Below are 13,908 nucleotides of genomic sequence, written 5' to 3'. Positions count from 1 at the left end.
ATGGCAAAGGGCTACGACGGAAAGACCCGCTCGGACTACGCCTCCACCAGGCCACAGGCTGACGGCGCCTGGCTCACCAAGGTCGAGGAGGGCAGCCCCGCCTGGGAGGCGGGACTCGAGCCCGGCATGCGCATCGAGAGCGTCAACGGAAGGCCCCTTCTCGACATCATCACGTGGCGTTGGGAGGCAGATGGCGAGCTTGCCGAGCTGGATGTGGAGGTTCCCGGCGAGGAGGGGCTCTTTTCCTGCACCCTTGAGCGCGAGCAGGGCCAGGACTGGGGCGTAGAGTTCAGCGACGTGCTGTTCGATGGCATTCGCACCTGCGTTAACGCCTGCCAGTTCTGCTTCATGCGCATGCTTCCGGAGGATGCGCGTGCCTCCCTCATGCTGCGCGACGACGACTATCGCCTCTCGTTTCTCCAGGGCAACTTCGTTACGCTCACCAACGTCTCCGACGCCGACCTGGACAGGATCATCGAATGCCGCATGGAGCCCATGAACGTCTCGATCCATGCCATCTCGCCGGAAGTGAGGCGCTCCCTCATCGGAGCCCGTGCGCAGCGTGGCATCGACGTGCTCCAGGGCCTGTGCGACGCGGGGCTTGAGGTGCACGGGCAGATCGTCGTCTGCGCGGGGATCAATGACGGCGAGGAGCTCAGGCGCACCCTCGACTGGGTGGAGGAGAGGCCGAACATCACGTCTTTGGCACTGGTTCCCATGGGCTACACCAAGTACTCCAAGCAGTTCTCGGAGTCGTTCTCCGAGGACGTCGAGGCATCCCGTGCGGTCATTCGTCTCATAGAGCCCTACCAGAGGCGCGCGCGGGAGTCCATGGGCATCACGCGCTTCCAGCTCTCGGACGAGTTCTACATCGATGCGCGGGAGGAAGTCCCCCCTGCCGAGAACTATGACGGCTACCCCCAGTTCTATGACGGCATCGGCATGCTGCGCAGCTTCCTGGACGAAGCCAACCTCCTTTGCTCGAGTAGGCTTGCGGAGCTGCAGCTCATCAGCCAGACCCTGAGCGACTCGTCGAGGAGCTGCCTGCTCGTCTGCGGCGAGGCCGCGTTGGGCGTCACGCAGAGCTTCCTGGGTGGGTGGTCTGACGCGATAGGCATGCCCTCCGGGCTCGCCGCCCAGGCAATACGCAACGACTACTACGGTGGAGACGTCAACGTGACGGGTCTCATCGTGAGCTGCGACCTTCTGAGCCAGCTGCCCGACGACCTGCGGGGCAGAATCGTCGTCATCCCCGAGATCATGTTCAACTTCGATCACGTGACCCTGGACGGCGACACTCAGGACCACATCGTGGAGGAGGTCGCCCGTCGCGGGGGAGAGGCGCTTGTCGTCAACACCACGCCTACGGCCATGGTGGATTCCCTCGTGGAGCGCCTCCTGTAGGGCCCGTCCCGCTGATGGCGTTGCTGTGCGCCTCGTTTGGGCAAAGCTGGCGCATGGTAGACTTCTGCAGATAGAACCAACAGCAGGGAGAACCATGCAAAAGCCAGTCGTAGCCATTGTCGGCCGCCCCAACGTAGGCAAGTCCACGCTCGTCAACCGCCTTGCCGTGAGCAGGGAGGCGATCGTCCACGAGTCTCGCGGCGTCACCCGCGACCGCTCATACCATGACTGCGACTGGAACGGTCGCGAGTTCACGCTCATCGACACGGGTGGCATCGAGTCCGTCCACAGCAAGGACGTCTTTGCGCCGCGCATCCGCGAGCAGGCGCTTGTCGCCTGCGACGAGGCGGATGCCATAGTCTTCGTCGTGGACGGAAGCGTGGGCGTCACGGACGAGGACGAGGAGGTCGCTCGCGTGGTCCGCGCGTCCAAGAAGCCCGTCTTCCTCGTGGTCAACAAGATCGACAACCCCGAGGCGCAGCTGGACAGCTGGAACTACTACAGCCTCGGGGTGGGCGAGCCCCAGGCACTCTCCGCCAGCCACGGCCATGGTACCGGAGACCTCCTGGACGAGGTGATCGCAGCCCTTCCCGCAGACGACGGGTACGAGGAGCCCGCAGACGACGGGGCCCTCAACGTTGCCATCATCGGTCGTCCCAACGTGGGGAAGTCCTCCCTGGCCAACCGCCTCGCCAAGAGGGAGCGATTCATCGTCGCTGACCTCGCGGGGACAACCCGCGATGCCACCGACACGCTCATCTCGTGGAAGGATAACCTCATTCGCCTGGTCGACACGGCAGGCATGCGCAAGAAGACCCAGGTTCATGAGGACGTGGAGTACTACAGCCTGGTAAGGGGGCTGCAGGCCATGGACAGGGCTGACGTATGTCTGCTCGTGGTCGATTCCACCGTGGGTGTTACGGAACAAGACCAGAAGCTCATGGGGATGGCTGTGGACCGCGGCTGTGCCATCGTGATCGTCCTCAACAAGTGGGACCTCATCGACACGGACGAGAAGCGTGACAGGGTCATGGCATCCCTGGGCCAGCGGATGAGCTTCGCGAGCTGGGCACCATCCGTAAACATCTCTGCGCTCACGGGCCGCTCCACCGACCGCGTGCTCGCGGCGGCCCTGCGCGTTGCCCAAAACCATTCCCAGCAGATCAAGACTCCCCAGCTCAACAACCTTATCACGCAGGTCAGGGAGAGCGGGCACACCGTCACGAGCAAGAACCGCCGCCTCAAGATCAACTACGGCACGCAGACCGGCTCGAAGCCGCCCGTGTTCAGCTTCTGGTGCAACGCGCCGGACCTCATCGACGACAACTATGAGCGCTTCCTGGAGAACAGGCTGCGCGCCACCTTCGACCTTGAGGGCACCCCCATCCGCCTGAGGTTCCGCAGAAAGGATGAGTCCAAGTAACATGAGCCCACTTCTGCCCGCGGGGCTTGCCAGCGTTGCCCTCTCGTACCTTCTCTGCGGCATCCCCTTTGGTCTGCTCATAGCGCGTCGTTCGCCCGGGCACGTCGACGTCCGTCACGTAGGGTCGGGAAACATCGGCATGACCAACGTCGCGCGCTCCGCGGGCGCCCTCGCGGGGGCGGCAACCCTCCTTTGCGATGCGGGAAAGGGCTTTCTTGCGGTCTCGCTCTCGAGGCTCCTCTTGACCGGCCTCGCTCCCGTCGCGTCCGCAGATCTTGCCGACCCGCGCTCCTCCATGGGATGGCTGCTTGCCTGCGTGTGCGTCTCCTGCGTCCTGGGGCATGTGTTCTCGCCCTATCTGCACCTCAGGGGCGGCAAGGGGATCTCAGTGGGATTTGGCTCGGCGCTCGCGCTGTGGTGGCCCTTGGCCCTGGGCGTCCTGCTGGTTTTTCTTGTCTTTGCGGTTCCCAGTCGCTATGTCTCGCTCGGGTCCATTGCCGCCGCCCTTGCCCTCCCTCTTCTTGCGGCGGCCTTTGGCTTCCATGTTCCTGCGGTGCTCCTGCTCGCCCTCGCGTCCGGCGTGGTCCTATGGCGTCACAGGGAGAACGCGGGGCGCCTTCTGGCTGGCACGGAGAGGCGCTTCACGGTTCATCCCGGAAATCCCAAGGAGAAGAGCAGGGGAACGAAGAGACGCAACTGACGGGGGGTGGCAAGATGCTGGACAAGGTGGCTGTCATTGGTGCGGGGTCCTGGGGCACCGCTGCGGCAGGCCTGGTCTCCAATAACAGCGAGAGGGTCGTCATGTGGGCCCGACGTTCGGATGCCGCCGACTCGATCTCCAACGAGCATCGCAACCCGCATCATCTGAGCGGATGCCTGCTGCCATCGAACATATGCGCGACCACGCATCCTGAAGAGGCCTCCCGCGAGGCGCAGGCCATCGTCGTCGCCGTGCCCAGCTCCTACCTGAGGCAGACGATGGGGGACTTCAGGGGCCTCATAGCAAGGGACGTTCCCGTTGTGGTCCTCACCAAGGGGATAGAGCCCGCAACCCACTTGCTCATGACGGACGTCGTCTCGGACGCGCTGGGAGGCGCCTCGCGCGTGGCCGCGCTCTCCGGCCCAAACCATGCCGAGGAGATCTGCAGGCGTCTCGTCTCTGCCGCAGTCGTCGCCTCGGAGGACGAGGAGGTCTCTCGGTTGTTCCAGGGCCTGTTCTCCGACTCCTGCTTTAGGGTCTACAGAAGCCTCGACCTCAGGGGAGTGGAGCTCTGCGCGGCGATCAAGAACGTCATCGCCATCGCCTGCGGTGTGTGCGCGGGACGCGGGTTGGGCGACAACACGCTTGCCGTCCTCATGACGAGGGGTCTTGCCGAGATGGGCCGCTTCGTGTCTGCCTGCGGTGGCCTGCCCATGACCTGCATGGGTCTGGCCGGCATGGGTGATCTGGTTGCGACCTGCACCTCTCGCCACTCACGTAACCGGAGCTTTGGTGAGGCTCTTGCGAATGGGCAAACCCTCGAGGCGTACGAGAGCTCAACGGGTATGGTTGTTGAGGGCGCGCGCGCGGCCCTCAGCGTCTGGGAGCTCGCGCGGGGGCGGGGGGTTGAGGCACCCATAAGCTCGGCGGTGCACGCAATCCTGTATGATGGCCTGTCGCTGGAGGAGGCTTCCCGTGCGCTCCTCGAGCGCACCCCACACGAGGAGTTTTACGGCCTGAACACAAACGAATAGGGGAACGCACACATGCTCAACGAATCAGTGCAGATAGCGCCATCGATTCTCTCGGCAGACTTCACTCGCCTGGGCGAGGACATCAGGAGCGTCTCGAATGCCGACTACATCCACTACGACGTCATGGATGGCCACTTCGTCCCCAACCTCTCGTTTGGAGTCTCCATCCTCAGACAGGTCAAGGCTTGCTCGGACATTCCCGTTGACGCGCACCTCATGGTCAGCAACCCCGAGGAGAGCGTTCCTTGGTACCTGGATGCCGGCGCGGACGTCGTCACCTTCCATTGGGAGGCGCAGATTCATGCAGAGCGCCTGGTAAACCTCATCCACGAGCGCGGCGCAAGGGCAGGCATATCCCTCAACCCCGCCACTCCCGTGAACGTGCTCGACTCGATCATCGACGAGCTGGACCTCGTGCTGATAATGACCGTCAACCCTGGCTACGGCGGCCAGAGCTTCATCGAGGGTTCCGCCAGGAAGATCAGGGCGCTGCGCTCCCTTTGCGATGAGCGCGGCGTGAGCCCGCTCATCGAAGTCGATGGGGGTATCGGCCAGGGGAACGCCGAGGAGGTCGTGCGCGCGGGAGCGAGGCTCCTGGTTGCGGGGTCTGCCGTCTTCAAGGGAGACCATGCCGCCAACGTCGAGGCCATCCGTGCGGCGGGCCAGCGCGGCCTCGCCCTCATGGCGTAGGCTGATCGCATGAGCTTTGTGTATCTGGATCACGCCGCCTCCTCTCCCCTGTGCGGGGAGGCTCTAAGGGCCGAGAGAGACTACGAGAGCTCAGAGATCGCGGGCGTCAACCCCAACTCCCTGCACACGCTGGGACGCAGGGCCGCTCGCGAGCTTGACGCCTCGCGCAGGGCCCTCGCCTCGTGCCTGGGCGCTGCGTTCAGGCCCGCTGACATCGTGCTCACGTCAGGTGGCACCGAGTCCAACAACATCGCCCTGCACGGCATGGCCGCAGGCGCAAGGGAGAGGGACCGCCGGCGCAGCAGGGTCCTGGTCTCTGCCATCGAGCACGACTCGATCCTGGACGTGCTGCCATCGCTCAGGGACGCCGGCTTCGAGGCCGAGACCATTCCCGTGGGAAGCGACGGGAAGGTCTCCCTGGACGCCCTTCACGACGGGCTGGACGAGCGCGTGGCTCTCGTCTCGGTGATGAGCGCCAACAACGAGACGGGCGTGGTGCAGCCCCTCGCTGAGGTCGCCCGGCTCTCTCATGGCGTGGGTGCCCTTGTTCACACCGATGCCGTGCAGGCCTTCGGGCGCATTCCGCTCGAGCTTCGCGACGTGGACGGCGTGAGCGTCGCCGCCCACAAGATCGGTGGTCCCGTGGGGATCGGTGCCCTCGCCCTGCGTGGCCGCTGCCCGTTTAGACCCCAGAGCTTCGGTGGCGGCCAAGAGCAGGGGAGAAGGGCGGGAACCCAGGACGTTCGTGGCGCCCTCGCCTTTGCCGCCGCCGCTCGCGCCTGCACGGGCGAGCTCGAGGAGAGACGCGCCGTGGTCTCGGCTCGCTCGAGACGCCTTTACGAGCGCGTCTGTGCCCAGGGAAGCCGCATTCTGGCAACCGCCGGCTGCGAGGTTGGTGACGACCGCCTGCCGGGGCTCGTGTCGATTCTCGTCGAGGGGCTCGACTCCGAGAGCCTCATCCTCCAGCTCGACCAAAGGGGGTTTGAGGTTTCCGCGGGCTCCGCCTGCTCCTCGGGCTCCCTTGACCCCAGCCACGTGCTCTCCGCCATGGGTATCCCCCGAAGCCTCGCCCTTGGCTCTTTGCGCGTCTCGTTTGACGAGCGCACGACCGACGGGGAGCTGGATGCCTTTGCCAGCGCCCTTCTAGAGACCGTCTCCCTCCTGAGGCGACGCTAGAAACCAACGATCCCTGAAAGGGAGTAACGAGATGAACGACTACGAGGCCCTCCTCAAGCTCCAGGAGACCGACCTTAAGCTCATGAGGCTGAGTCGCAGCCTGAAGGACATGCCCCAGCAAAAGAAGCTTGCCGCCATCCGGCAGGCGCAAAAGAAGATCTCCAGCGAGCTCTCGCGCATTCTTGGCCAGCGCAAGGACAGCCAGATGGAGCTCGAGGAGAGCGAGGCGCAGCATGCCCACCTGCTCGAGGTGCGCGAGTCGGTCCGCGCCAAGGCGGACGGCGCCGGCTACCGGGAGCTCTCGGACCTTGACGCACAGCTGAGTCACATCGCGAAGAAGCTCGAGAAGCTCGAGTTCACTCATGACGACAAGGTTCTGCGCCTTGATCGCCTTCTCAAGGCGGAAAGGGGCGCGGAGGCGTTGGGCGAGAAGCTCAGGCGAGAGGCTGCGGAGCAGGAGGAGGGCCTCAGGCGCCAGACCGCCGACCTCATGTCCCAGGCACGCACGCTGGCCGCCGCTCGCAAGGGCCTCATCGCCGAGCTTGACGACGACACCGCGGAGCGCTACGAGAGGGCCAGCAGGCGCTTCGACGGGCTTGCCGTGGAACGCCTGGTGGGAAACGTCCCGTCCGTTTGCCGGGTGAAGCTCCAGGCAAGCTCCTATGCCGAGCTTCGCCGACAGGGCCCCATCTGCGAGTGCCCCTACTGCCACCGTCTCCTCGTGACGGAAGAGGTCGCGCAGTGAGCGGCAGGAACGTAGTGCTGGGCGTATGTGGCGGCATCGCCGCATACAAGGCATGCGAGGTGCTGAGGGGCCTCCAGGGGGCGGGATGCGACGTACGCGTGGTGATGAGCGAGGAGGCGACTCGCTTCGTGGGCGCGATGACCTTCGAGGCCCTGAGCACACACCCCGTGGTCACCAGCCTCTTCGGCACGCCGGGGTCTCCCATCCCACATATCGAGCTTGCCGATTTCGCAGATCTCTGCGTCCTCATGCCGGCCACCGCCAACATGCTCGCCAAGATGTCCCAGGGAATCGCCGATGACGCCCTGAGCACCACGCTCGTGGCCCTCGACTGCCCCGTGCTGGTGGCGCCCGCCATGAACACGCGCATGTGGAACAACGTCGCCACGCAGGCCAACGTCTCCATCCTGAAGGGGAGGGGGGCCCATTTCGTGAGCCCGGGCAGCGGAAGGCTGGCCTGCGGGGAGGTGGGCCAGGGCAAGCTCGCCTCCGTAGACGAAATAGTGGCTGCGGCTTCGGGCCTTCTTTCGAGGCAGGGCCTCCTTGGTGCCCTTGACGAGCCTGCGCCCAACGGCGCGATTCCGCAGATGGACCTTCTGGGGACCAGGCTTCTCGTCACCGCCGGCCCCACGCACGAGGCGATAGACCCGGTGCGCTACATAGCCAACTCGTCTACGGGGAAGATGGGCTACGCCATCGCTCGCAGGGCAGCGCAGCGCGGGGCGCGGGTAACGCTCGTGAGCGGTCCCACGTCCCTCGAAACCCCCGAGGGCGTGCGACGCCTGAACGTCGTCTCCGCGCAGGAGATGCTCGAGGCGTCGCTGTCGTCCTTCGAGGGCTGCGACGCTGCCGTCTGCAGCGCCGCGGTGGCGGACTACACCCCCGCCCACCCCGCTGACCACAAGCTCAAGAAAGGGGCCGAGCCCCTGGAGAGCATCGAGCTCGTGCGGACGCAAGACATCCTCGCCACCCTTTGCGACATCCGTGGACGGCGTCCCGTGATAGGCTTCGCCGCAGAGACTGACGACCTCATCCCCAACGCCCGGGCGAAGCTCGCGCGCAAGGGCGCAAGCCTGATCGTGGCCAATGACGTCTCTCGTCCCGACTCCACCTTTGGCGCCGACACGAGCCGCATAGCCCTCGTGGGGCCGGACGACGTGGAGCAGTTCGAGACCCAGCCCCTCGACGATGTCGCAGAGGTCCTTCTCGACCGTCTGGGATCGCTTCTCGCGAAGGGGGCATAGGCGTGGGCATACTCATCGGCTGCGAGTCCCTCTCGCACGAGTGGCCCGGCAAAACCGTCCTGGACGAGCAGACCATTGGCATAAACGAGGGCCAGCGCATAGGCGTCGTGGGAAGAAACGGCGATGGGAAGTCCACCCTCCTCGACCTCGTCGCACGAAGGATAGGGCCCGATGCCGGCTCCGTCACCTGGCGCAACAACATCACCGTTGGATTCCTCGGGCAGTCTGACCGCCTCGTGAATGACGAGACGGTGGAGCATGCCGTGGTCGGCGATGCCCTGGAGTACGAGTGGGCGGCAGACGCACGCACGCGCTCCATCATGGACGAGCTCCTGAGCGACATAGACTGGCATGCGCCTGTCGGGACGCTCTCCGGCGGGCAGAGGCGTCGCTGCGACCTTGCCCGCGTTCTCGTGGGAAACTGGGACGTCCTTCTCATGGACGAGCCAACCAACCATCTGGACGTGCACGCAATCGGGTGGCTCGCAGACCACCTCAAGTCTCGATGGCCCAAAGGCTCTGGCGCGCTGCTGGTGGTCACGCACGACCGCTGGTTCTTGGACGAGGTCTGCGAGCACATGTGGGAGGTCCATGACGGGCGCATAGACCCCTTCGAGGGAGGCTACTCGGCGTACGTCCAACAACGCGTGGAGCGCCAGCGCCAGGCGGCCGTCATGGAGGAGAGGCGCCAGAACACCTTGCGAAAGGAGCTCAACTGGCTTGCCCACGGAGCCAAGGCGAGAAGCTCTAAGCCGAAGTTTCGCATTGACGCGGCCATGGCCCTCCTCGAGAACGATCCGCCGCTCAGAAATGACGTCGAGCTCAAGAGGCTTGCGGTGAGTCGCCTGGGCAAGCAGGTCATAGAGATGAAGAACGTCCACGCCAGCTATGACGGCACCGAGGTCATCAAGGGAATCGACTGGCTCATCGGCCCCGGCGAGCGCATCGGGGTCCTGGGCGAGAACGGCGCGGGCAAGTCCACCCTGCTCTCGCTCATGTGCGGCAGGCTCCTTCCCTCCCAGGGTTACGTGAAGGTTGGCAAGTCGGTGCGCTTCGGGCTGCTCTCGCAGAACCTCTCGCTGCTGCACGAGCGCGACGACTGGCGCGTCAGCGAACTTGTGGCGAGCTACAAGAACTACGTCGTGGTCGATGGCAAGCCCCAGACCAGCGAGCAGCTGCTTGAGCGCCTGGGCTTCCAGAGACGTGAGTTCCCGACCTTCATCCGGGACCTCTCGGGAGGGCAGACCAGACGGCTTGCGATCATGTGCGTCCTGCTGCAGGAGCCCAACGTCCTCATACTGGACGAGCCGGGAAACGATCTTGACACCGACATGCTTGCCGTGCTTGAGGATCTGCTGGACAGCTGGCCGGGGACCCTGATCCTGGTGAGCCATGACCGCTACCTTATGGAGCGGGTCACGGATGACCAGTTTGCCATCATCGACGGCACGATTCGCCATGTTCCGGGGGGCGTGGACGAGTACCTCTCCTTGCTCTCGGGAAGGAGCCACGGCGGCCTTGTTCGCGGGTTCACCGAGCCCGTGGCGCAAGGGGCCCCCATCGGACTATCCAACCAGGAGAGACGGGAGCTTAAGAAGCGCCACGACAGCGTTGCCCGTCGCATAGACAGGCTCCAGGGCGAGCCTGTCCGCCTGCGCAGGGAGCTTCTCGGGATTGATGGGAGCGATTACCAGGCCCTTGCTCAAAAGCAGGCCGAGATCGACGTCGCCGAGAAGGAGCTTGCCGCGCTTGAGGACGAATGGCTCGAGCTTGCGGAGCGCCTGGGCATCGAATAGGAGGGGGCTCGACTCTCGTATGGGAAAGCTGCTCGCTCGCTTCGCGCGGCCCTTCGGGGCAAAGATCGCCCTGGGCATGTCGACCAAGGTCGTCGAGGTCGTCTTTGACCTGATCACCCCCTTGGTCATTGCGCGGATGATCGACAGGGGGGTGGCCAGCAAGGACGCCTCGGTGCTCCTGCGCTATGGCGCGCTCCTCCTGGCTTTCGCCCTGCTCGGCTACTGCTTCACGCTTGTGTGCCAGAAGATGGCGGCCCTTGTCTCCCAGGGCATGGGGACGAACCTCAGGGATGCGCTCATGCAGAGGATAATGGGTCTTTCGGTGGCCGATGTCAGCCGCTTCGGCACGCCGTCGCTCGTGACGCGCGTCACGAGCGACGTAAACCAGGTTCAGCTTGCCGTCGCCCTGGCCATTCGCCAGCTGGTGCGCTTTCCCATCCTGGCCATGGGGTCGATGGTGGCGGCACTGCTCATAGACCTCCGCCTGGGCCTGGTGTTCCTCGCGTGCGTGCCTGCCATCATCCTCGTGTTCTGGTTCGTCATGTCTAGGTCCGTTCCCTACTTCTCCCGCATCCAGGAGACCCTCGACAGGCTCTCCCTCATCTGCCGCGAGTCCCTTTCCGGAGTTCGCGTCATCCGCGCGTTTCGCAGGGAGGACTTCGAGGACGGGCTCTTCAGGGAAGCCTCGGGTGCGCAGGCACAGCTTGCCGTGGCCTCCGGAAGGCTCTCGGCCCTGCTGAGCCCCTCCACCTTCCTCATCATGAACCTCGGGATAGTCGCCATCCTCTGGAACGGTGGCGTGCGCATCGACGCGGGCGGCCTTTCGCAGGGCCAGGTCATGGCATTCGTAAACTACATGACCCAGACTCTGGTGGCCATTGCCTACGTAGCGAATCTCGTCGTGGTCTTCAACAAGGGTGCCGCCTCCGCCAGTCGCATAGAGGAGGTCCTCGAGACCAGCCCCAGCGTTGTCGAGAACGCCGACCGCGACATTTCAGTTGATCCCGCGGCAGAGCTCCTGGAGCTCGAAAACGTCTCGTTCTCCTTCGATGCCAGCGCGACGCCCGCCCTCTCGGGCGTCACCCTGTCCCTCGGAAGGGGGGAGACCCTTGGGGTGATCGGAGGGACGGGCTCGGGCAAGAGCACGCTCGCCAACCTGTTGCTGCGCCTGCATGACCCAAGCTCGGGGTCGCTGCGCCTCATGGGCAACGAGCTTGCCGACTACCCCTTGGGTCAGCTCAGGTCGCTTGTCTCGCTGGTTCCGCAGCATGCGTCGCTGGTGAGCGGCAGCATCCGGTCAAACCTCAGCTGGCGCAACCCCGACGCAAGCGACGACGACCTTTGGAAGGCCCTTGAGCTTGCCCAGGCGGCAGACTTCGTCCGAGCGAAGCCCTCCGGTCTCGACGAGGCGGTTGAGGCGGGGGGAAGGAACTTCTCGGGAGGACAGCGCCAGAGGCTCACGATAGCGCGCGCCCTGGTCGGGAGCCCTCGTCTCGTCGTTCTGGACGACTCCGCGTCCGCGCTTGACTTCAAGACCGATGCCGCCCTGAGGGGGAGCCTGAGAACCCTGGGGGAGGGGACCACGTCCATAATCATCTCCCAGCGCGTTTCGTCCGTCATGCAGGCCGACAAGATCCTCGTGCTTGACCATGGGCGCATGGTGGGGCTCGCGAGTCACTTTGAGCTGCTCGAAACCTGCCCTCTGTATCGCGAGATCTGCCTCTCGCAGCTGAGTCGAGAGGAGCTCGGTGCCTGATGCCCAATCCCTATTCCGGTGGCGGAAGCGCCACCTCGGCCCTGTCAAGCGTGCGCGCGGACGAATCTGGGAAAGGCGCGCAAGACCTCGGCGCAAGCGACCTTTCGGCTCGGGAGCTCCTGAGGCGCACGCTCTCGTTCGCACGCCCCCACGCGGGCTTCCTCCTACTCTCGTTCGCATGCGCCACCGTCTCCGTCCTCCTGCAGCTTTACGTGCCCATCGTCATCGGGCAGGCAATCGACTGCATGGTCTCGGCATCCAAGGTCGACCTCGTATCCCTGGCAGACCTGCTCCCTTGGCTCGCGGCCTGCGTCACTCTTGCGGCGCTGACTCAGTGGGTCTCTCTTTACAGCTCCTCTCGCGTCTCTTACAAGACCGCGAAGGACCTCAGGAACGCCGCCTTTGGCAAGCTGAGGCACCTCGAGCTCTCCTTCGTTGACGCGCATTCCCACGGAGACCTGCTGAGTCGAGTGACAAACGACGTGGACGCCGTCACGGACGGGCTCCTTCAGGGCTTCAACCAGCTCTTCACGGGCGCCGTCACCATCGTAGGGACGCTCGTCTACATGTGCTCGCTCTCGGGTGGCGTCGCCCTCGCCGTCGTGCTCATCACACCCCTCACGTTCCTTGCTGCGTCCTGGATTGCCCGCCGCTCCGCCGCAAGCTTTCGCGCGCAGCAGCAGACCCAGGGCGAGCTGGGCGGCTTCGTCGAGGAGATGATCTCCAACCATGCCCTGGCAAGCGCCTTCTCGCATGGGCGCGAGGTGACGGGGGAGTTCTCCCATATCAACCAGAGGCTCTATGGCGTCGGCGAGAGGGCGCAGTTCGTGAGCTCGCTCACGAACCCCTCGACGCGCCTCGTCAACAACCTGAGCTATGGCATGGTTGCCGTCCTGGGCTGCGTCTGCGTGGTCTCTGGCTGGCCGTCGCCCCTCAGCGTGGGGCAGGTGCAGAGCTTTCTCTCGTACACGAACCAGTACATGCGTCCCTTCAACGAGGTCTCATCCGTGGTGACGCAGCTCCAGTCCGCCTTCGCCTCCGCTGGGCGCGTGTTTGCGCTTCTTGACGCCCAAGAGGAGCCGCCTGACTCGGGAGAGGCCCTCGAGCTCGCCGCGCCAAGGGGTGCCGTTGACCTCGACCACGTCTGCTTCTCCTATCGCAAGGACCGTCCCCTGCTGCAGGACATAGACCTTCATGTGAGGCCAGGCGAGCGCATCGCCCTCGTGGGACCAACGGGCTGCGGCAAGACCACCCTCATCAACCTCCTCCTGCGCTTCTACGAGATCGACGGCGGTCGCATTCGCATCGACGGGCATGACCTGCGCGAGCTCAGCAGGCGAAGCCTTCGCGCTGCCTTCGGGATGGTGCTGCAGGACACCTGGCTCTTCGAGGGAAGTGTGGCCGACAACATTCGCTATGGAGCCCCCGACGCAACGGACGAGCAGGTTCGCGCGGCTGCCGAACGCGCCCATGCGCACAGGTTCATCGAGCAGCTTCCGCACGGCTACGACACGCCCATAGGCGAGGGGGGAGGCTCTCTCTCCGCAGGCCAGTGCCAGCTGCTCTGCATCGCCCGTGTCATGCTGAGCGACCCTGCGGTACTGCTCCTCGACGAGGCGACCAGCTCCATCGACACGCGCACGGAGCTCCAGGTCCAGGACGCCTTCGACCGCATGATCGAGGGGCGCAGCTCGATCGTGGTCGCCCACCGCCTCTCGACCATCAAGAACGCCGACCTCATCGTCTTCATGGACGCCGGCAAGATCGTGGAACGAGGCACCCACGAGGAGCTCCTTGCCAGGGGAGGTCGCTACGCAGAGCTCTACCAGAGCCAGTTTGCCCGATAGCTAAGCCCTGCCCGCTTCCCGCAGATGGTCGTCTACCGTCTGCTGATACTTGTCAATCCAAGCTGCTTACAGCACGTAATATGGCCACGGCTT

At 64.8% G+C, this 13,908-nt stretch carries 11 protein-coding genes; all 11 read left to right on the top strand.

Going from position 1 to position 13,908, the window contains the following annotated elements; genetic code table 11:
• The 11 genes from CZ375_RS03745 to CZ375_RS03695 all read left to right on the top strand — a co-directional run bounded on the left by CZ375_RS03745 (position 1) and on the right by CZ375_RS03695 (position 13,815).
• Entirely contained in the window at positions 1-1,404 is a 1,404-nt protein-coding gene (locus CZ375_RS03745; RefSeq protein WP_077597962.1) for a DUF512 domain-containing protein, read from the top strand.
• A 94-nt stretch (positions 1,405-1,498) separates the two neighbouring features.
• A complete protein-coding gene (der, locus tag CZ375_RS03740; RefSeq protein WP_077597961.1) occupies positions 1,499-2,827 on the top strand; it encodes a ribosome biogenesis GTPase Der in 1,329 nt (442 codons plus the stop codon).
• Position 2,828: 1 nt separating this feature from the next.
• Positions 2,829-3,527 carry a glycerol-3-phosphate 1-O-acyltransferase PlsY gene (gene plsY / locus CZ375_RS03735; protein WP_077597960.1) on the top strand — a complete coding sequence of 233 codons (699 nt, stop codon included), beginning with the start codon at positions 2,829-2,831 and terminating at the stop codon, positions 3,525-3,527.
• Between the two features lie 14 nt (positions 3,528-3,541).
• Entirely contained in the window at positions 3,542-4,561 is a 1,020-nt protein-coding gene (locus CZ375_RS03730) for an NAD(P)H-dependent glycerol-3-phosphate dehydrogenase (protein ID WP_077597959.1), read from the top strand.
• A 12-nt stretch (positions 4,562-4,573) separates the two neighbouring features.
• Positions 4,574-5,251, top strand: coding sequence for a ribulose-phosphate 3-epimerase (gene rpe, locus CZ375_RS03725; protein ID WP_077597958.1), 678 nt, complete (start codon positions 4,574-4,576; stop codon positions 5,249-5,251).
• A 9-nt stretch (positions 5,252-5,260) separates the two neighbouring features.
• The gene (locus CZ375_RS03720) at positions 5,261-6,427 is read left to right on the top strand and encodes a cysteine desulfurase family protein (RefSeq protein WP_077597957.1); all 1,167 of its coding nucleotides are present in this window, start codon (positions 5,261-5,263) and stop codon (positions 6,425-6,427) included.
• A gap of 31 nt (positions 6,428-6,458) precedes the next feature.
• Positions 6,459-7,172 carry a zinc ribbon domain-containing protein gene (locus CZ375_RS03715; RefSeq protein ID WP_077597956.1) on the top strand — a complete coding sequence of 238 codons (714 nt, stop codon included), beginning with the start codon at positions 6,459-6,461 and terminating at the stop codon, positions 7,170-7,172.
• Positions 7,169-8,416 carry a bifunctional phosphopantothenoylcysteine decarboxylase/phosphopantothenate--cysteine ligase CoaBC gene (gene coaBC, locus CZ375_RS03710; protein ID WP_077597955.1) on the top strand — a complete coding sequence of 416 codons (1,248 nt, stop codon included), beginning with the start codon at positions 7,169-7,171 and terminating at the stop codon, positions 8,414-8,416. The genes CZ375_RS03715 and coaBC overlap by 4 nt, the downstream gene beginning before the upstream one ends.
• A gap of 2 nt (positions 8,417-8,418) precedes the next feature.
• Complete coding sequence (locus CZ375_RS03705) at positions 8,419-10,212, top strand: ABC-F family ATP-binding cassette domain-containing protein (protein WP_077597954.1); 1,794 nt, start codon at positions 8,419-8,421, stop codon at positions 10,210-10,212.
• Positions 10,213-10,231: 19 nt separating this feature from the next.
• Positions 10,232-11,968, top strand: coding sequence for an ABC transporter ATP-binding protein (locus CZ375_RS03700; protein ID WP_077597953.1), 1,737 nt, complete (start codon positions 10,232-10,234; stop codon positions 11,966-11,968).
• On the top strand, positions 11,968-13,815 hold the full coding sequence (locus CZ375_RS03695; protein WP_077597952.1) for an ABC transporter ATP-binding protein: 1,848 nt from the start codon (positions 11,968-11,970) through the stop codon (positions 13,813-13,815). The genes CZ375_RS03700 and CZ375_RS03695 overlap by 1 nt, the downstream gene beginning before the upstream one ends.
• Positions 13,816-13,908 lie beyond the last annotated feature (93 nt).

Source organism: Olsenella urininfantis, assembly GCF_900155635.1.
Classification (GTDB): domain Bacteria; phylum Actinomycetota; class Coriobacteriia; order Coriobacteriales; family Atopobiaceae; genus Olsenella_G; species Olsenella_G urininfantis.
This window is presented reverse-complemented; position numbering and strand designations above follow the sequence as displayed.